The organism is Brasilonema sennae CENA114 (assembly GCF_006968745.1).
Classification (GTDB): Bacteria; Cyanobacteriota; Cyanobacteriia; order Cyanobacteriales; family Nostocaceae; genus Brasilonema; species Brasilonema sennae.
The window spans coordinates 5,274,292-5,292,971 of record NZ_CP030118.1 but is presented as its reverse complement, the minus strand read 5'-3'; the positions used below and the strand labels follow the sequence as shown (position 1 = coordinate 5,292,971).

Genomic DNA, 18,680 nt, shown 5'->3' with positions numbered 1-18,680 from the left:
AAGAAAGCCAAACCCGTGCCGCAGGCATAAAGCTTCGGATAAAGGTAGGACAATTGACAAAGGACTAGGGACAAATCACGTGACTATTGACTACGATGTAGTGATTATTGGCGGCAGTTTAGCGGGACGCTACGCTGCCCTTACTGCTTCTCAACTAAGAGCCAAGGTTGCCTTGGTAGAACCAATAACAAACGGTGCATTTACCAAAGTTAACGCACCATTAGAGTTTATTTATCACCATGCTCTAAACCACACCAGTAACCTTAGCAAGCAAATAGGTGACGCAGCACTATTTGGGTTTCATACCTCGTGTGCTAGTACTCTAGAAAAATGCAAAATTTCTGTAGATACGCCTCAGACAATGCTGTATGCTCATAGCATTGTTTCCAATCTCCAAGAGCAGAATTCACTTGCCGTTCTGGCTGCCCAAGGCGTGGATGTTATCGTAGGTAATGGTCAATTTCAATCGTCGCCCCATCTTTCATTTGCCGTTGATACTCGCTTACTACACGCACGCACTTATTTACTTGCAACGGGTTCAAGCCCAGCAATTCCAGAAATTGAAGGATTGCAAAAAACTGGTTTTCTGACAATACCTCAAGTTTGGCAATCTCTGAGCAGTTCTACATCGCCTAAACAGTGGGTCATTCTTGGTGGTGTTCCCCAAAGCATCGAACTCGCTCAAACTTTGGCGCGATTTGGTTACGATGTGACGCTGATTATCGAACATCCCAATCTTGTTCCTAATATTGACTCAGAAATGGCTCAATTGCTTTGTAGTTTGTTAGAAGCAGAAGGTGTACGCGTCTTTATTAAAACGTCAATCACTCACGTGAGAAGAATTGAGGATAAAAAATGGCTTCAAGTGGGAGATAAGGCAATTGAAACTGATGAAATCGTAGTAGCAACTGCACAACAGCCAAATATACAATCCTTAAATTTAGCTGCGGTAGATGTGAAATGGAATCAGCGTCGTTTACTGGTGAATGAAAAACTACAAACGACAAATCCGCGTATCTGGGCTTGTGGTGATGTTATTGGTGGCTTTGAACTCGCCAATATAGCTAATTACGAAGCAAGAATAGCTCTGCAAAATGCGCTCTTTTTCCCGAGGTTGAAAGTTAATTATCGGCATATTCCTTGGGCAGTCTTTACTAACCCGATGTTTGCACAAGTCGGTTTAACAGAGGCGCAAGCTAAACACCAATACAGTCCTGATGAAGTTATGGTTTTACAACAGTTTTTTAAAACACTCTTTGCTGCCCAAATCCAAGACGAAACCACGGGTCTCTGTAAACTCATTGTCTTACGTAATGGTGAAATTTTAGGAGCTTCGATTTTAGGTGCACAAGCAACAGAGTTAATTAATGTTATTGCAATGGCGATCGCCCAAACAAGAAAAGTCAATAGTCTAGCTGATTTAGCTCCTCTGTGTCCCAGTTTCTCAGAGATTTTTGAGCAAATTATACAGACGTGGAAACAGCAAAAATTAAATGGCAACATTGCTTGGCAAGACTGTCTGGAAAGCTTTTTTCAATTCCGACGGAATTGGAATTTCTAAACTTTAATAGAGCTAATGAACTATATGCAAATCAATATGATGCAATTTTTAGGCGATTGGTTGACTATCTTTACAGCTGGGTGTTTAGTGATTATGAGTCCTAGACCAAACTTTGTCTTAACACTCCGCAATAGCCTAGCTCATTCCAGACAAGCCGGAATCTACACAGCGTTGGGAGTAACTGCTGGCGACCTCATTCATGTCATCTGCTGGTTAATCGGTAGCGGCAATCAAACGTCGATTTTTGTCAATTTCAGATTGGTTTGAGCGAATTATGGGCGCAGTTCTCATTTTCTTCGCTCTGCGTCTGGCACTTGCTAAAGACACGATTAATTGGTTTAGCAGCGTTTTATCCACCACAGTAGTATTAATAATACGTTAAAATAGCTGCAACAATCGTTTACAACTCTTAAAAAGAAAGTAATAAGTTTTAGAGTAGCCAACCGCTACGCTGGTTTATATACTTCTATCTGCATTAAGTAGAAAAATGGCTGGATTTGGCGTAAAAAACCAATATTTTGGTGACATAAGTTTACCTAAGCACCCTCATGGACAGTAATTAATGGGATTTTGCCCATTAAGCAAAAAGTAGAAGCGGTTAAAACCACCACTCTAAACAGCAAAAAACTGTCCTCCCCATTTGACTAATCTACTGGAATGAGTACCAATAAAAGAAGTTCCACTTGCCTAAAAAAGGAGAATAGGGGCTTGGCAATCAATCGCTGGAAACAGGATCTCAAAAATGACCTCATTGCTGGGTTGTTGGTTGTGATTCCCCTGGCAACTACCATTTGGCTTACAATAACTGTTGCAACTTGGGTCGTCAACTTTCTCACCCAGATTCCCAAACAACTGAATCCGTTTGGTGGAATGCATCCCATTTTGGTCAATCTACTGAATCTCTTGGTGGGACTGATGGTGCCACTGCTGAGTATACTGCTGATTGGCTTGATGGCTCGGAATATTGCGGGGCAGTGGTTGCTAAATGTGGGTGAGCGGCTATTACAGGCAATTCCCTTTGCAGGACAGGTTTACAAAGCTCTCAAGCAACTTTTAGAAACACTCTTAAAAGACAGCAATGGCAAATTTCGCCGTGTTGTTTTAGTAGAATACCCTCGACGGGGAATGTGGGCGATCGCCTTCGTAACAGGTATGATCAGCAGCGAAATCCAAACTCAGATGTCTTGCCCAGTATTGAGCGTTTTCATCCCAACAACTCCCAATCCCGCCACTGGATGGTATGCAGTTGTTCCAGAAGAGGAAGTCGTCAACCTGTCATTATCAATTGAAGATGCATTTAAAATCATAGTCTCCGGTGGCATTGTTGCTCCCAATACCTCCCCGACGACCTTGGCTATCCCCAAAGAACGCAAACTAGAAATGCCACCCAAAGAAGCAAAGCGGCAGATTCTTCCTCTCGAAGAAACTTAAAATCAGTAGTCATTAGTCACTAGTTATTAGTCATTAGACCTCTCCAAAAATGGCTATGAAACCAATACCCCGCGCTTGCACTAAAAATCATTTTTGGAGAGTTCTATTAGTTAAAAATTATTCTCCCTCACTCCCTCACTCCCTCACTCCCCGACTCCCTTTATCCCCTTCTCCCTAACTCACTTTTATGCAAGAGCGTAAACCTCGTCAAATTTCTCGTGAATTGGCTCTTTTAAGCCTCAGCCAACTGCCAATCAACCCAAAGAAATTAGACAAGATACCACCAGAACAACTGGTATCAAAGTTAGTCCTAGCAGCAGTACGTACGCTGCGATCCGAAGTCCAAGATACTCTAGACAATGCTGCAGGCGAACTGCAACGCAGTAATGATCGGCTTCTGAGTAGCCAAACACGCGCCAGTGACCTAAATACTGCTAGAACAATGCTCAAAGAAGCTGTTGTATACACGCAAACAGCCATCAACAAGTTAGCTGCGACTATCGAATTTCCTGAACTCATTCAACTGGCTAATCAAGATAAAGAAGTCCGCGAGTACGCTAAAGAGATTATCATTGCTGTCAGTGAAAACCGAAACACCATAGACGAGGAAATTTCCACTGCTTTAGTAGATTGGCAAGTAACTCGCCTTGCCCACATTGACCGAGATATACTCCGAATCGCTGTAGCAGAAATGAAGTATCTTCAAGTTCCCGACAGTATCGCAATTAACGAAGCTGTAGAGCTTACTAAACGATACAGTGAAGAAGAGAGCCATCGATTTATTAATGGTGTTCTGCGCCGAGTAACTGAGCAAAAAAAGGTACCAACGAGTCCGTAGCCAAAAGCTTTATCGTTAAGAAGAACACAGAACACAGAACACAGAATATACGCATAAATAAAAAGCGTAGCGTTGCAACCTGCGCATGCCAGGGATTTAACAAGGAACAAATTTTGTTCTCCATGAAGAATACATTTGGCTGATCGCATTGGATCAAAAAATTAGTGAGCCTTATAAAATCCTCGTTACACCGACCAACCCATGAAAGTTTAATATTGCTGAGTTCTGATAACTGTGTTCTGAGTTCTTTTTTGGTAATGTAGTCATGTCGAACATGATTACATCCTTCCTAAAGAATCCTGTTGTTATGAGAAGCGGAAGTGTCAAAATTTAGATAAAAGCTTATAGTTTCATAACACGTTATCTGCAATGGTCTTCAATTGGTTCCGCCGTCAACATAACGAGCCTTCTGCTACTCCCTCGCAACAGAAACAGGAACAAACCCCTGCTGCAAAACAACCTGAACCCCAAAGCGCCGAAACGTCAACAGCAGAAACTGCACCCGAAGTAGCCACGGATCTGCTGGCTTACGCCAAAGCAGCATACAAGAATATTCAGCAAAGGCAACAAACCGAACCAGCAGAAACTCCTGTAACTGAGGTCACAGCCGACGTAGTACCACCAGCACAAACAGAAACGGCACGACCACAACCAGTAGAAGAAATACAGTCCTCAGAAGAAGCTGATGTGACTGCGACTGAAACCACGCCAGAAGAACCAGAAGGTACAGAGGAACTCAGCACAGCGCCAGCGGTAGCAGAAATTGCCGAAGAACCAGATGCTGAAAGTGTGACAACAGAAAGTGTCGCTTTACCAGAAGCCACCGAACCACCGACAAGACAAGAAGTCACTCAGCCAACAGCACCCACAACTTTATCATTTTTAGAAAGGGCAGCGGCAGAACGACAAGCAAAGCAGGAAAGATTGATAGCCACCGCCATTGAAGTGACAAAACCAGAGGTGGTACAGCCAAGAGCCCAAACAACTACTGCACAAGGTACAGAAGAAATCACTGGATTTGATTTTGATGAAGGGTTCTTGTGGTCAACAGAAGTTCTTGCTGCACAAGGTAGACGTCCTGAAGATATTTCTTTTGAAGAAATCAGTTGGTTGAAAAAGCTGCGCCAAGGCTTAGACAAAACTCGTCGTAACATCGTTAATCAACTCAAGTCAATTGTTGGGCAGGGACCACTCAACCAAGCAGCAGTGACGGAGATTGAGGCATTGCTTTTGCAAGCTGATGTTGGTGTCGAAGCAACAGATTACATCATCACTACTTTACAGAACAAGCTTCGTCAAGAAGTTCTGCCAGCAGAGGAGGCGATCGCCTACCTCAAAAAAATCTTGCGAGATATGCTGGATGCACCAGTGAAAAAATCTCACAAGCCAATCTTTGTCCCAGAAAAAGAAACTCTCAATGTTTGGTTAATCACTGGGGTTAATGGCGCTGGTAAAACGACCACCATCGGTAAAATTGCCCACCTTGCCCAGAAATCCGGCTATAAATGCTTGATTGGTGCAGCAGATACCTTCCGGGCCGCAGCCGTAGAACAGGTCAAGATTTGGGGACAAAGAAGTGGTGTGCAAGTCATTTTCAATCCTGCTAAAAATGCAGATCCCGCAGCAGTTGTGTTTGACGCCATCTCTGCTGCTACAGCACGAGAAACAGAATTACTTTTGGTGGATACCGCAGGACGACTACAAAATAAGAAAAATTTGATGGACGAACTCAGTAAAATCCGCCGCATCATTGATAAAAAAGCCCCCAATGCTAAAATAGAGTCCCTTTTGGTTTTAGATGCAACTCTAGGTCAAAATGGATTACGCCAAGCTGAAATCTTTTCTCAAGCGGCACAACTGAGTGGTGTTGTTTTGACTAAGCTTGATAGCACTGCCAAAGGAGGGGTTGCTCTTGCCGTTGTGCAGCAGTTAGGCTTACCTATTCGCTTTATCGGTGCTGGAGAAGGAATTGAAGACTTGCGTCCTTTTTCTAGCTACGAGTTTGTGGAAGCACTTTTGAATGGTTAGCCTCAATGGTTTTAGACCACTCCTGTCACGATCCAAAGATTATCTATTGACAACGCCAAGGGCAAAGGGTGTCTACAGGACATAGTCGCCAAGAACATCAAGGAAAAGATAGGTAATTTTGTACCTGGAAGGGGTAGTTAACAAAGTCGGCGTAAGTACCCCTCAGACTGCGGAGTTTACGGACACACACATCAAGCCTGCCTCCGCAGGCTTTGTTCGTATCGCCACACGATGCGTGCCTGTAAGCTTGTCCGAACCATATTATTTTTGAGATCTTTTTTTGTCAAAGTTTCCTGACTTAGAGTTTTTAAATATTCTCTAGTGGTAAATTAAAGATTTGAAGAGCAATAGTTAAACAACGGTTCTCCGACTTGAGGAAACTGCCCGTGTCTACGGATAGGAGCCTCTAGGCTTTCGGTTTCAATGTTTATCAGCTAATAGATGCCTTAGACAGTGAAACACAAGTAGATTTTTTGAAACGTAATGGTTAACTTTTCTCAATAAAATGTTTATGTCTAAAGAGGTATGACCAAATGAATAAAAATTGATAAAATTAAACCCCTATTACACATATGCTACAGAAAACTGTTTTGGCGAATCGTTTTTTGCGAAAAAGACTTAACTCTAAATTGAAATATTAAGTTAAAGAAGCACATGAAATATGAAAGACTTTTAAAATTTCCACTCTACGTTTTTCTACTCTTGCTAAACCGATAATCTTGTCACAAGATGGTTTAGCTCTTAAAACAAGAAAGTATTAAAGGAATCTAATCCTTGCTGATGTAAATCACAATGGTAACTGTGCCTCAACCACCGTCTCAACCTACTGATAGTAACAGTCGTACCCCGATAACGGAGGTCACACCAGTTGTGGCACTCAAAGAACTCGTGGCACGGTTACACCGAGAACAAAAAAAAATTCAAGATTTACTCAGTTCTTTGGGATTTGCTCTACGAAGCTTCAATAATTTGAATCAGTTCTTGGAACTGATTCCGTTGATGGCAACAAGAGTCACTGATGCAGATGGTAGCGCCTTATTTGTATACAAACCGAATGGTCAAGTCAGATTAGAGCAGTTACATTGGCAAGATAGTCACCAGCGTAAGAATATCCGCAAGGCACTAGAAACAGCAACCAGTCAAATCCTATGTATACCCAACAATACCCAGCCTTTAGCAATAATGTCGGGTATTTTGGATGATTATATGCACCGTAGCTTAGGACCAGGTATACAAGTTTTTGGTACAGCTATTCTGGTTAAGCATACAGAACGGGGATGGCTCTATGTCTTAAGCCGCGATCCAGAATATACTTGGACAGAAACCAGACAAAAGTTAGTTCGCCTAGTGGCAGATCAAACCGCAGTCGCAATAGAAAATGATGAACTTGCTGTGGAACTCAGGAAAAAAGAACGCCTAGATCAAGAACTAGAAATTGGTGCAGAAATTCAAAGGCGGCTTCTGCCACGTCAGTGCCCTACAATTCCAGGTGTTGCTATTGCCGCACGGTGTAAACCTGCTAATCGTGTTGGCGGAGACTATTACGACTTTATCCCCACAAAACACAACCAAATTCAACTAAATAACAAAGAGAGTTTAGATGCAGATGGTCGTTGGGGTTTGGTGATTGGTGATGTGATGGGCAAAGGAGTTCCAGCCGGACTGATTATGACCATGATGCGGGGAATGCTGCGGGGAGAAGTGCTACACGGTCATTCTCCTCAACGAATTCTGCAAAACTTGAATCAAGTCATGTACGCGGATTTGGAAAATTCTCACCGATTTATCACTCTATTTTACTCAGAATATAACCCTCAAAGCCGGATTTTGTCCTACAGCAATGCAGCGCACAATCCTCCTCTATGGTGGCATGCAACAACCAGAACAATCACGCGTCTAGATACTTTTGGAATGCTGATTGGTTTAGATGCCAATAGCCAGTACGAAGATGCCCAAGTAGAATTAGAGTTTGGAGATATCATTCTTTACTACACAGATGGCTTGACTGATGCAGCAGCAGCAAGTGGCGATCGCTATGATGAAGAAAACCTGATTACGATATTTAACTACGCTTGTAGAATTTGTAATGGACCCCAGGAAATACTAGATTACCTGTTTGACCAAGTGCAACAATTCATCGGTGCCGATAAGCAAAACACCGATGATATGACATTAGTTGTGCTGCAAATTAATAGTTAGTCGTTAGTTGTTAGCAAGCTGGCGCTTAACAACCGTGGGCTAAAAGCCAAATCTCGTATCTAACTACTTGACAAATAATCTAAAAACTGCTCAGGCACTAACCTCAACTCTTTTGACTGGAAACGGTTTATATCTACCCACAAAGCAGTTTTTTGTCGCTCACCTTCAGAAAAAACTAACTTTTCAGTTTCATAAAATTTGGCATCAACAAAGTCGCTTTCAAAAAGTTGAATAATTTCGTGACCTGGTTGACCATTGAAAGTGAAGATGTTTTCCAAACAACCCAAGTAACGAATATTTGTTAATTCTGCTTGGATCTCTTCTTGGAATTCTCGTTTGAGAGCATCTTTACTTGTTTCACCAAACTCAACTCCACCACCCATTGCGCGGTAAAAAGTTTGTTGCTTGACTGGATCGTAGCCAACAGATACGAAGATACGTATGCCTTTGCCCAGCTTGGCATACTGAGCATCGCGAATCAGTCCCAAAGCGATGATACGAATTTCCCCTGGCTTATGCATTTTCGTTGCTAGTTATCGTAAATAAATGAAGGACGGCTTTCGCTCTCTTCAATGGGCCAATCTTCATTTTCGCCGCCGATGTACAATTGCTCAATGGTGACATATTCCTCACTGAGCTGCTTAAGGGCGTTAATGATAAGATCGAGAGCGATCGCATCAGAAGTTCCCAAGTCAAACCAGCAACGCGCCCATGTCCCCTCATACTCAAACTCACCCATATTGTGCATCAGCGCCAGCAAACTTTTATCATATCCTTGTGAGTCGTAATTCATGTAGCTCAGTTCTAGTCCAGTTTCCTGTACCTGGAGATTTTCGGCATTAAATGCACCCAATTTACCCAAATAAAACCAGGAATTGAAAACCTCTTCTACATATTGTTTTTCTTGTTGAGAAGGAATCGTGCTGAACTCCAACCAAATCCATAAATCAAAAGGGTTAATTTCGCGAAATAGTACCTGCATTTTGTTGAAAGACTAAATTTAGATCACTTTTTTCAAATCTAATTGTAAAAGAGTAGAAGGTACAAAAAGTGTGCTTTCCTAATCGAGAAGTGGGAAAGCAAGAAAAGTGCTTCGGTTACAGGCCCAGAAATAACTCCCTTCCTCCCTTCCTCTTCTTGTCACCTCATCTCCTACTTACCAAAAGTACTCAGATTTTCCGCAGCCTTACGTCGTTCACGTTCAATTTGTCGTGTCACATCATCTGGGAGTTGAGACTTCTTAGTTAAGGCTGTATCAAAATTCTTAATCGCCTCCTGCATAAGTTGCGAGTTTTTGTCTTTATTCGCTTTTTCCCTAAGAATTTGAGCCTTAAGATAATACAACTCTGGGTTATCTGTTGTCACCTTTAAAGCACGATTAGCATAGTCTAGTGCCTGAGAGTACTGTTTTAAATCCCGATAAGCAAGAGCGATACCCCGATCTACCAAATACTGGGGGGCTGCATTTTTTTCTAGCTTTTGAACTGCTTGTTCTGGGTTAGCAAAGGGCAAATTGACAGCTAGCAGTAAATCCATGTACCCTTTGATCAAATTGAGTTCTGGATCGTTAGGAGAAACTGCTTCAGCTTTGTCCAAATATTGATAGACTTGCTGTAGTCTAGTCAGGGCTTGTGGTGCACCCTTGACTGTTCCCTCACGTTGTATAATCGCAGATCCCTCTAAAAATAAACCAACAGCAGCATACAAATTTCCGCGCAAGGGATCACTAGAAATTAAATTTTGTGCTGTTTCTGATGTTTTTTTGCTGTAAGTGTCTAGTGCCGCCAAATCCTTATTCGTATATGCTAAAGATGCTTTCATAGCATAGGCTAAAGGTTCCTTTGGCTCTGTAGATAATGCTTCTTGTAAGTAACGATCTCCTGCTTGATAGTTTCCCTGTTGGAAAATGGCTTTGAATGCTGCTTCTGTTTTGTTGCCAATGTTACGAGGCTCTTTCATCCGAAAGGGATCTGCAGCCCAAGAAGGATTTGCCCAGATGTTCAGTGCAATGGTAGCTGAAAAAGCCACTATAATAGAGCGATAAAATTTGGCGGGTACAACTTTTTGCAAACCTGGAAACCGTGCATTCATTTTCTTTGTCAGTATATTTACAACTTTAATTTGTTTTTTAGATGACTTTTCACTCTCTGAACGTGGATCTGTTTGAGCCAGAATTTTGTATACTGTTTGACTTCGGTAATTTTTCTAAGTTCCCAAGCGTGTGTATTGGCTATTTTTCAAGAGTGATTTTGCGACAATGAACGGAAGTAGGGGTGACGGTTTTCGCCGTTTGCGTGGCTCTATTCTAACGAGTGACACGTAACTTTGGCTCAAAAGCATGTTTCTTGCTGCAAGATTGACGTTGCCAGCGTCTTGAATCCTTGTAAATTTTTCGGAATTCTACAGTAGCTGGCAGTGTAGTTAATAGGTATGTTGCTGACTTTTTGGTAAACTTAACAAATGCTCTATCTGAGAAACCTCATTTATCATCCCACGGCTTGCCCAACAGCTATTCTCAAATCAATCAACTTGGAATTACCATCCCAACAACTGGGTTTAATTATTGGACCGAGTGGTTCAGGTAAAAGTACATTACTCGAAATTTTGTCTGGACTTGCCGAACCAACATCAGGTTCACTCTTTTGGCGCGAACAAGAACTGACCGCTGAGCAGATGCAACAATTGGCTGGCTTGGTGTTTCAGTTTCCTGAGAGGCATTTTTGCGGCGGTACTATTTTAGAAGAATTGCGCTTGGGACATCCAGAGTTAGGTAAAGAGCGAGTTACGCAAGCACTTGAAGAAGTAGGTTTAGAGCATTTATCACTTAGCACATCACCTCATGCTTTGAGTGGAGGTCAGCAGCGGCGTTTAGCTTTGGCGGTGCAGTTGATTCGCCAGCCACATCTATTATTATTAGACGAACCCACAGCGGGCTTGGATTGGTCAATGCGTCGGCAACTGGTAAATTTATTAGCGAAACTGAAAAAAAATTGGACACTGCTGGTTGTGACACACGACGCAGGGGATTTGTTGCCAATAGCAGACCGTTGTTGGACTCTCAATCACGGTGAACTCAAATCAGTTGATCCTCTCACATTGGGTGCAGCGAAAGAAGCTCAACCAGCAGTGTAATATACCAGTGGGGATGAGGAACAAAGCGAGCAGAGGATCTTGTGCAGGAGGAGAATAATTCTTGACTAATGACTGAATTGACTGATGTGCAATTGTGCTTCCCCATGATCTGGAATCCAGGCTAACCACTCTTGACTTGAAACGTGGCACAGTAGCAGTGCTTCGTCAAAACTGTAGGGGTTGGGAAGTTCCAACAGCTTTACCCAACTATAAGCCTGGAAATCCTCTGGAGATTCTGTGGAGAAGCACTTGTTTAACCAATTTAGATTGTGCCAGGAGCTTTCTATGGCATGATCTGATTTACTTGAATCTAATTTCATGGCTCTGCTTAGCCTTCGCTAATGGACTAAGACAAAATTATTTCTGTAACTAAGAATACAAAATAACTCCTATTTTTGAAAAGCGAGTGTTTTATAACTTTACATTTGTCAGTTGCAAGTGTTTGGTTGTGTTGCGAGCTACTTCGGGTGAGACTTTGTGAACGGTAGACTAATAACTGAATCACATTACCCGGTTAGAAATCCCATAAGATTATGACAACAACTCCTTTACCATCACTGCGCGAGCAACAACATCCGCTGATTCGTAAACTAGCAGATTGTATAGAAGCAGTGTGGCATAAGCACTTGGACTTATCGCCTTATCATTTGCCTAATGAATTTGGGTATGTGGAAGGTCGGCTAGAAGGTGAGAAGCTGACGATTGAAAACCAGTGCTACCAAACACCCCAGTTCCGGAAAATGCACCTGGAACTGGCAAAGGTAGGAAATATGCTGGATATATTGCATTGCGTTATGTTTCCCCGTCCAGAGTATGAACTGCCAATGTTTGGTTGTGATTTAGTTGGGGCTAGGGGTCAAATAAGTGCGGCGATCGCAGACCTTTCTCCAGTCAACTCCCAGTACACTCTCCCAAAATCATATACTTCTGCACTGGCTGCACTCCCTCAATTGAACTTTTCCCACCCGCGAGAATTACCTGAGTGGGGAGATATTTTTTCAGACTTTTGCGTCTTCGTTCGTCTGAGTTCTCCCGAAGAAGAAAATCTATTTCTCTCTCGCACTCGGGAATTTTTAGAAATACATTGCATGCAAGCCAGGGCATCCCAACCCCTTCCATCAGAACAGGCGATCCTAAGTCTGGCTGGACAACGTAACTACTGCACAAAACAGCAGCAAAACGATAAAACCCGTCGCGTACTGGAAAAAGCTTTTGGTTCAGATTGGGCAGAACAATATATGACGACAGTTCTATTTGATATACCAAGTGAATCATCTGTGGTTTAGTAGAAATGATAGATTATGGCTTGTCGGGTAAGGTTGCTTTAGTTACTGGGGTCAGCCGACACATGGGAATTGGTGCAGCGATCGCCCGTTCACTTGCTGCATCTGGTGCTAATGTTTTCATAACTTACTATCGACCATACGACAAGCTGATGCCTTGGGGTAGTAAACTCACTGAGGCGGAAGAAATCGTTGAATCACTGAAATTGCACCTGGTAAAAGCTGCGGGGCTTGAGGCTAACCTAGCTGAGCCTTTGGTACCCAAAAACCTGTTTGATTTTGTTGAGGAAACTCTTGGGCATGTGGATATTCTGGTTAATAATGCTGTCCATGATCAACAAGCAGATATCCACTCTTTGACAGCTGAATTGCTAGATGTTCATTACGCTGTCAACGTGCGCGGTACTACACTATTGTGCGCCGAGTTTGCCAAACGCCATGATGGAAGACCAGGAGGACGAATTATCAATCTAACTTCTGGTCAAAGTCTAGCACCAATGCCTGAAAACCTACCATATGCCATTACCAAAGGAGCAGTAGAGGCACTGACTTTGAGTTTAAGTGCTAGCTTGGCAAGCAAAGGCATTACTGTCAATGCTGTAGACCCAGGACCAACAGATACGGGCTGGATGAGCAACGAAATCCGTTCCATGCTTGAGAGCAAGGCACCTTTTGGTCGCGTTAGTACACCAGAAGACGCCGCACGTATCGTGTTATTTCTCGCCTCGTCGCAAGGACAATGGATAACAGGGCAGATTATTCGTTCTAGAGGCGGACAGTAAAATCATAAATGTATAGATAGTCCAGTCAGAGAAAAAAACTTTCAGAATTTCAAACCATAGCCCACAAAGTTTAGTCTTAAAGGTTCAACTGTAGGTTCTGCTACGTTTTCCAGCAATTTACAAATGTAGAATTCATTTAACTTAAGCAAAATCGAGTCAAAAAATCGTTCAATGTAACCTTCATTTTCAAACAGCTTGTCTATGATGTTCTGAGTTAAGTTGAAATGAGCTGCCGTTAACTCAAGCCAATCAACTTACCTTGTTAATCATACTTTTTTTCTCAAATACAATGCAGTTGTTACCCAGTTTTGTTTGCTATCTATTCAGATAGACAAACCAAACTGTTGTAACTGTGTTAGGACTTACGCAAGAATTAGTCGTGAAATTCTTATTCCTATCCTAAGGAAAACCCTATGCCTGCGGCACGGGTGGGGCTAATACGGGTATGTCTATGGCGCTTCGCCACGGCTATCGCAGCGTCTCCGTAGAAGATACGACACGGCTTCGCTGTGCTTTGTGGTATGCCCTAAGGGTTACGCTGCGCGATACGCGTAGCGTCAAGCCTCCGGCTTATCGCGCAGGGTGTCCAAAAAGGACATAGATCTTAGCGTCTGTGCAGAAGATAGGTTTTTTCATTATTTGACTGAATTCAATTGCGCCTAACTCGCTTTTTTAGTTTGTATATGCAACATTCCAACTAATGGGCAATATCATGTCAAGGGTGAGTGATAACTCAAGCGTAAGGGAGCAGTTTTTTGAGAATGATAAACCACAGATTTGGTGGTTAATTGCTGTAACCTTGCCAGTCATAGTTGCTACTGGAGTCCTAAGCATAGCCAAAATGGAGCAAGTGAAAAAGTTGAATCCGCCCGTATCCAGTGCGCCAATCACAAGTGTAAATGCTTTAGGACGTTTGGAACCTCAAGGGGAAGTTTTTAAACTGTCTGCACCAGTGGGAGTCCAAGGAACGTCGCGGGTAGAACAAGTTTTTGTCAAAGAAGGAGAGCAAGTTAAAAAAAATCAAATCATTGCTATTTTGGATAACTTTTCCAGTAGCCAAGCCGCAATGGAAGAAGCTAAGGCAAAAGTCCAAGAAGCCCGTGCCAATTTAGCAAATGTCAAAGCAGGTTCACCAAGAGAAATTGAGGCTCAAAGAGCTGTTATTGCTCGCTTGGAAGCACAATTACGTGGGGAACTAGATGCTCAACAAGCAGCAATTAATCGCCTGCAAGCAGAGTTAGGCGGGGAAAAAACAGTATTACAAGCAACAATTAATCGTATCCAAGCTCAAGTCCAAGGGCAAAGGGATGCTTTCCAAGCTACGGTTTCGCGCATACGAGCTGAACAACGTAATGCCGAAGTCGATGCTCAACGCTATCAGATGTTATACGCAGAAGGTGCAATTTCTCAGCAGGAACGTGATAGAAGGCAATTAGGCGCAGAAACTTCGACTCAGCAACTTGTAGAAGCCCAGGCAAACCAAAGGCAAACAGTTGCAACTTTGCGACAACAACTTGCTGAAGCTAGAGCCAATCAAGTAAAAACCATAGCAACTTTGCAACAGCAACTGGTTGAAGCTAGAGTTAACAGGAACAAAATTCTCGCAACTTTGCAAAAACAAATTGATGAGGAAAGAGCCAAATTTAACAGACTCAAAGATATTCGTCCAATTGATTTACTAGTTGCACAAGCACAAGTTAGTAATGCGATCGCTGCACTAAAGAAAGCACAAGCTCAATTGAATTTAAGCTATATCAAAGCACCAATTTCTGGCGAAATTATTAAACTTCATACGAAAGCTGGAGAGAGCATCAATACAAATGGTATTGCTGAGATTGGACGGACTGATCAGATGGTAGTCATAGCTGAAGTTCCCGAAGACAGTATTAGTAAGGTGCGCCTAGGTCAACGAGCTGTAATAACCAGTGATAATGGAGCTTTTGGCGGAGGATTACAAGGAACTGTTGCTGAAATTGGTAGGCAAATTGGCAAAAAAGATGTGTTAAATACAGATCCAGCCGCAGATGTTGATGCCAGAGTAGTAGAAGTTAAAATTGTCCTGACTCCACAAGATAGTAAAAAAGTGACAGGCTTAACTTACGCCAAGGTGGTTGTTGAAATTAATCTTTGACAACTCAACTCTTCATGCGCTAATAACTAACAACTGAGGACAAAAGATAATGACAAAGATTCCTCTAGCTTGGTTACAACTGAAGCGAGAAAAAACTCGTTTAGCTGTAGCTCTGGCTGGAATTGCCTTTGCTGATATTTTAATGTTTATGCAGCTTGGTTTCCGGGATTCTCTATATTTTAGTAACGTTCGTTTTCATACGAGTTTACAAGCTGACATTGTTCTGATCAATAATCAATCTAATGCTTTGCTTTCCATGAAGACTTTTTCTCAGAGGCGTTTATACAAAGCATTAGATTTACAGGCAGTGCAAAGTGTGCATCCAATTTATCTAGATTATACTGCCTGGAAAAATCCTTTCACGGGTCGTTCTCGTAATCTCCTAGTTATTGGAGTAAATCCAGCCGTCAATGTCTTAGATTTACCTGGTGTTAATGAAAATTTAGATAAACTGAAACTGCCTGATGTTGTTTTATATGACCGTTCTTCTAGACAGGAATATGGACCGATCGCTACTGAGTTTGATCAAGGAAAAACTGTAGCAGCAGAAGTCAATAATCGAAGAATGAAAGTAGGGGGATTATTTACTTTAGGTGCTTCTTTCGGAGCAGATGGTAATTTAATTACTAGTGATTTAAATTTTTTGCGAATGTTCCCCCTTCATAAGCAAGGATTAATTGATATCGGTCTGATTAGATTAAAACCAGGAGCAGATGCAACCACTGTTACTCAAAATTTGAAAAATTATTTACCTAGAGATATCAAAGTTTTAACTAAGCAAGAGTTTATTAATTATGAGAGATATTACTGGGAAAGTAGTACAGCAATAGGTTTTATTTTTACTTTAGGTACTATTATGGGTTTCATAGTAGGAACTGTCATTGTCTATCAAATACTTTATACCGAGGTAGCGGATCATTTAGCAGAATATGCAACCCTAAAAGCAATAGGGTATACACAAAATTATTTGTTAATTGTTATCCTACAAGAAGCTTTGATTTTAGCAATTTTAGGATATATTCCAGGATTTGCTATAACTATGTTTTTGTATGACCGGGCGAGAGATGCCACACTCTTACCTGTTTTGATGAGCGTTGGACGAGCCATAATGGTACTCATTTTGACTTTTATTATGTGCTTTATATCTGGCACTATTGCTATGCGGAAGCTACGTTCTGCTGACCCTGCTGATATTTTCTAAAAATATCTAAAAATTAACTAAGTAAACTAAGAATATTTCCAGATATATTTATGTTCGATAAAGAACCAGTAATTTCCATAAAACATATTAATCATTATTACGGCAAAGGCATATTAAAAAGACAAATTCTCTATGATATTAATCTGGACATTTATCCAGGAGAAATTGTTATTATGACTGGGCCATCTGGTTCAGGTAAGACAACATTACTGAGCTTGATTGGCGGTTTGCGGTCTGTGCAAGAAGGAAGTTTACAATTTTTAGGTATAGAACTGTATAAGGCTAGCCAGAAAAAACTGGTTAATATTCGACGAAAGATTGGTTACATTTTTCAGGCTCATAATTTGTTGGAGTTTTTAACTGCTAGGCAAAATGTGCAGATGGCGGTAGAGTTGAATAAATTTGTCTCTCACCAACAAGCCATTGCTAAATCAGAGACCATACTAAAAGCAGTGGGTTTAGGAGAACGGATTGATTACTATCCAGAAAATCTTTCTGGAGGACAAAAACAAAGGGTTGCGATCGCCCGTGCTTTGGTGAATAATCCCCCATTAGTATTAGCAGATGAACCTACAGCTGCTTTAGACAAGCAATCAGGACGCGATGTTGTGCAATTGATGCAGCACCTTGCGAAAGAGCAAGGAACATCTATATTGTTAGTCACCCACGACAACCGCATTTTAGATATAGCTGATCGGATTGTGGAAATGGAAGATGGTCTTTTAGCCCGTGATTCACAAGGCAAAGTCAATAATTAGGGGTGTAAGGGTGTAAGGGTGTAAGGGTGTAAGGGGAGCCAGTGCGTTGGGCGGGTTTCCCGACTTGTTCGCCTTTGGCGTCTCCCCTTGGGAGATAGCACCTGGCGTTGTAGGGAGAGTAATTGGTGGGGGGTTGGATCCACCACCATCTTATTGACCACTAAATCAAAGATTTAGTGGGGGCTTGTACCCGTTTGTTTCGGGGTAGCGGTGTACCACGCTGGAAAATTCTCTGTTTTCCCCTACACCCTTACACCCCTTCACCCCTACACCCCTTTCTTAGTCAACCCCCTTCCGGGGAATTGACGCATTATAAATTAAAAAAATTTTGAATGCCTGAATGTTTGGGGACGCCCGTGTGCCATCTTGCTGTAAATTAGTGTTTGACAGCTTTTTGCTAAACTTTTATGCACAGACTCCTGCCCTTGTCTGAGGTTTCATCGACTCAATGCTTTAGCAATGTTCGTCTGGTCGCTACGGATATGGATGGTACCCTGACCAGGAAAGGAAAATTTACCAGCGAACTATTACAAAGTTTGCAGGATTTAGCAACTGCTGGTATCAAGGTGGTGATTATTACCGGACGGAGTGCTGGTTGGGTAAGTGGTTTAGCGTATTATCTGCCCATTGTTGGTGCTGTCGCTGAAAACGGTGGTTTGTTTTTCTTGGGTGGAAGTGACAAACCAGTTACTTTAACACCCATTCCTGACTTAATAGCACATCGTCAAAATTTGGCATCGGCTTTTCAACAATTACAAACTCAATGTCCCCAGATCCAAGAATCTGCGGATAATCGATTTCGCGTGACTGATTGGACATTTGATGTGCAATCTTTAAGCATAGATGAACTCAAAACCCTGAGTCATCTATGTCAGGAAATGGGTTGGGGTTTTACCTACAGTAACGTACAGTGTCACATCAAACCTCTGGGACAAGACAAGGCAAATGGGTTATTACAGGTGTTGCAAGAATACTTTCCTGAGTACAATACTCCAGAACAAGTTGTGACAGTTGGCGATAGTCCTAACGATGAAAGTTTATTTGATCACCGTTATTTTCCACTGTCTGTAGGTGTGGCAAATGTGCTGGAGTATGCAAATCAACTTCAGCATCACCCTGTATACATGACTTCGGCTGCTGAAGGAGAGGGTTTTTGTGAGTTGGCGCGAATGATTTTATAGTAGTTATCGTTTGGATGCAGTATCCAAACGATAACTACTATATATAGCGCTTTTCATTGAGCGTGAGGTACACGGCAAAAAGCAACCAGGAAATGCTCCCCAATTTGATTTGCGTACTCACTTGTACCGTATTAGTGGTGTGGATTTTACGCAAG

The 18,680-nt window shown here is 42.1% G+C and carries 17 protein-coding genes; 13 read left to right on the top strand and 4 right to left on the bottom strand.

What is annotated here, in order from left to right:
• Positions 1–79: 79 nt before the first annotated feature.
• The 6 genes from DP114_RS22255 (at position 80) to DP114_RS22230 (ending at position 8,057) form a co-directional block, all read left to right on the top strand.
• The gene (locus DP114_RS22255) at positions 80–1,561 is read left to right on the top strand and encodes a dihydrolipoyl dehydrogenase family protein (protein ID WP_171977156.1); all 1,482 of its coding nucleotides are present in this window, start codon (positions 80–82) and stop codon (positions 1,559–1,561) included.
• Between the two features lie 15 nt (positions 1,562–1,576).
• Positions 1,577–1,828, top strand: coding sequence for a LysE family translocator (locus tag DP114_RS22250; protein WP_246162646.1), 252 nt, complete (start codon positions 1,577–1,579; stop codon positions 1,826–1,828).
• Positions 1,829–2,218: 390 nt separating this feature from the next.
• A complete protein-coding gene (locus tag DP114_RS22245) occupies positions 2,219–2,992 on the top strand; it encodes a DUF502 domain-containing protein (protein ID WP_169263883.1) in 774 nt (257 codons plus the stop codon).
• Between the two features lie 187 nt (positions 2,993–3,179).
• Complete coding sequence (nusB, locus tag DP114_RS22240; protein WP_169263884.1) at positions 3,180–3,830, top strand: transcription antitermination factor NusB; 651 nt, start codon at positions 3,180–3,182, stop codon at positions 3,828–3,830.
• A 369-nt stretch (positions 3,831–4,199) separates the two neighbouring features.
• On the top strand, positions 4,200–5,858 hold the full coding sequence (ftsY, locus tag DP114_RS22235) for a signal recognition particle-docking protein FtsY (RefSeq protein WP_171977155.1): 1,659 nt from the start codon (positions 4,200–4,202) through the stop codon (positions 5,856–5,858).
• A gap of 792 nt (positions 5,859–6,650) precedes the next feature.
• Positions 6,651–8,057 (top strand): GAF domain-containing SpoIIE family protein phosphatase, encoded by a 1,407-nt coding sequence (locus tag DP114_RS22230; RefSeq protein WP_169263886.1) that lies wholly within the window; start codon positions 6,651–6,653, stop codon positions 8,055–8,057.
• 59 nt (positions 8,058–8,116) lie between these two features.
• Here the strand turns inward: DP114_RS22230 and DP114_RS22225 are convergent, their stop codons facing one another.
• From DP114_RS22225 to DP114_RS22215, 3 genes are all read right to left on the bottom strand, one after another.
• The gene (locus tag DP114_RS22225) at positions 8,117–8,578 is read right to left on the bottom strand and encodes an NUDIX hydrolase (protein WP_169263887.1); all 462 of its coding nucleotides are present in this window, start codon (positions 8,576–8,578) and stop codon (positions 8,117–8,119) included.
• A gap of 8 nt (positions 8,579–8,586) precedes the next feature.
• Positions 8,587–9,039, bottom strand: a complete 453-nt coding sequence (locus DP114_RS22220) for a DUF3531 family protein (protein ID WP_169263888.1) — start codon at positions 9,037–9,039, stop codon at positions 8,587–8,589.
• 170 nt (positions 9,040–9,209) lie between these two features.
• The gene (locus tag DP114_RS22215; protein ID WP_169263889.1) at positions 9,210–10,148 is read right to left on the bottom strand and encodes a Sll0314/Alr1548 family TPR repeat-containing protein; all 939 of its coding nucleotides are present in this window, start codon (positions 10,146–10,148) and stop codon (positions 9,210–9,212) included.
• 369 nt (positions 10,149–10,517) lie between these two features.
• On the opposite strand from DP114_RS22215, the gene DP114_RS22210 reads away from it, so the two are divergent.
• Positions 10,518–11,189, top strand: a complete 672-nt coding sequence (locus DP114_RS22210) for an ABC transporter ATP-binding protein (RefSeq protein ID WP_171977154.1) — start codon at positions 10,518–10,520, stop codon at positions 11,187–11,189.
• A gap of 65 nt (positions 11,190–11,254) precedes the next feature.
• On the opposite strand, the gene DP114_RS22205 is transcribed toward DP114_RS22210, so the two are convergent.
• On the bottom strand, positions 11,255–11,509 hold the full coding sequence (locus DP114_RS22205; RefSeq protein WP_169263891.1) for a hypothetical protein: 255 nt from the start codon (positions 11,507–11,509) through the stop codon (positions 11,255–11,257).
• 213 nt (positions 11,510–11,722) lie between these two features.
• On the opposite strand from DP114_RS22205, the gene DP114_RS22200 reads away from it, so the two are divergent.
• From DP114_RS22200 to DP114_RS22175, 6 genes are all read left to right on the top strand, one after another.
• Entirely contained in the window at positions 11,723–12,475 is a 753-nt protein-coding gene (locus DP114_RS22200) for a phycocyanobilin:ferredoxin oxidoreductase (RefSeq protein WP_169263892.1), read from the top strand.
• Between the two features lie 5 nt (positions 12,476–12,480).
• Entirely contained in the window at positions 12,481–13,254 is a 774-nt protein-coding gene (locus DP114_RS22195) for an SDR family oxidoreductase (RefSeq protein WP_169263893.1), read from the top strand.
• A 712-nt stretch (positions 13,255–13,966) separates the two neighbouring features.
• Entirely contained in the window at positions 13,967–15,385 is a 1,419-nt protein-coding gene (locus tag DP114_RS22190; RefSeq protein WP_171977153.1) for an HlyD family efflux transporter periplasmic adaptor subunit, read from the top strand.
• 49 nt (positions 15,386–15,434) lie between these two features.
• The gene (gene devC, locus DP114_RS22185; RefSeq protein WP_171977152.1) at positions 15,435–16,586 is read left to right on the top strand and encodes an ABC transporter permease DevC; all 1,152 of its coding nucleotides are present in this window, start codon (positions 15,435–15,437) and stop codon (positions 16,584–16,586) included.
• 50 nt (positions 16,587–16,636) lie between these two features.
• The gene (locus DP114_RS22180) at positions 16,637–17,344 is read left to right on the top strand and encodes a DevA family ABC transporter ATP-binding protein (protein WP_169263895.1); all 708 of its coding nucleotides are present in this window, start codon (positions 16,637–16,639) and stop codon (positions 17,342–17,344) included.
• A 407-nt stretch (positions 17,345–17,751) separates the two neighbouring features.
• Positions 17,752–18,525, top strand: a complete 774-nt coding sequence (locus tag DP114_RS22175; protein ID WP_171977151.1) for an HAD family hydrolase — start codon at positions 17,752–17,754, stop codon at positions 18,523–18,525.
• The last annotated feature ends 155 nt before the right edge of the window (positions 18,526–18,680 follow it).

Bases quoted from the DNA above. Each gene is read 5' to 3' on its own strand.
- DP114_RS22250 (WP_246162646.1), top strand. From the start codon at position 1,577: ATGAACTATATGCAAATCAATATGATGCAATTTTTAGGCGATTGGTTG.
- DP114_RS22245 (WP_169263883.1), top strand. From the start codon at position 2,219: ATGAGTACCAATAAAAGAAGTTCCACTTGCCTAAAAAAGGAGAATAGG.
- nusB (WP_169263884.1), top strand. From the start codon at position 3,180: ATGCAAGAGCGTAAACCTCGTCAAATTTCTCGTGAATTGGCTCTTTTA.
- ftsY (WP_171977155.1), top strand. From the start codon at position 4,200: ATGGTCTTCAATTGGTTCCGCCGTCAACATAACGAGCCTTCTGCTACT.
- DP114_RS22230 (WP_169263886.1), top strand. From the start codon at position 6,651: ATGGTAACTGTGCCTCAACCACCGTCTCAACCTACTGATAGTAACAGT.
- DP114_RS22225 (WP_169263887.1), bottom strand. From the start codon at position 8,578: ATGCATAAGCCAGGGGAAATTCGTATCATCGCTTTGGGACTGATTCGC.
- DP114_RS22220 (WP_169263888.1), bottom strand. From the start codon at position 9,039: ATGCAGGTACTATTTCGCGAAATTAACCCTTTTGATTTATGGATTTGG.
- DP114_RS22215 (WP_169263889.1), bottom strand. From the start codon at position 10,148: ATGAATGCACGGTTTCCAGGTTTGCAAAAAGTTGTACCCGCCAAATTT.
- DP114_RS22210 (WP_171977154.1), top strand. From the start codon at position 10,518: ATGCTCTATCTGAGAAACCTCATTTATCATCCCACGGCTTGCCCAACA.
- DP114_RS22205 (WP_169263891.1), bottom strand. From the start codon at position 11,509: ATGAAATTAGATTCAAGTAAATCAGATCATGCCATAGAAAGCTCCTGG.
- DP114_RS22200 (WP_169263892.1), top strand. From the start codon at position 11,723: ATGACAACAACTCCTTTACCATCACTGCGCGAGCAACAACATCCGCTG.
- DP114_RS22195 (WP_169263893.1), top strand. From the start codon at position 12,481: ATGATAGATTATGGCTTGTCGGGTAAGGTTGCTTTAGTTACTGGGGTC.
- DP114_RS22190 (WP_171977153.1), top strand. From the start codon at position 13,967: ATGTCAAGGGTGAGTGATAACTCAAGCGTAAGGGAGCAGTTTTTTGAG.
- devC (WP_171977152.1), top strand. From the start codon at position 15,435: ATGACAAAGATTCCTCTAGCTTGGTTACAACTGAAGCGAGAAAAAACT.
- DP114_RS22180 (WP_169263895.1), top strand. From the start codon at position 16,637: ATGTTCGATAAAGAACCAGTAATTTCCATAAAACATATTAATCATTAT.
- DP114_RS22175 (WP_171977151.1), top strand. From the start codon at position 17,752: ATGCACAGACTCCTGCCCTTGTCTGAGGTTTCATCGACTCAATGCTTT.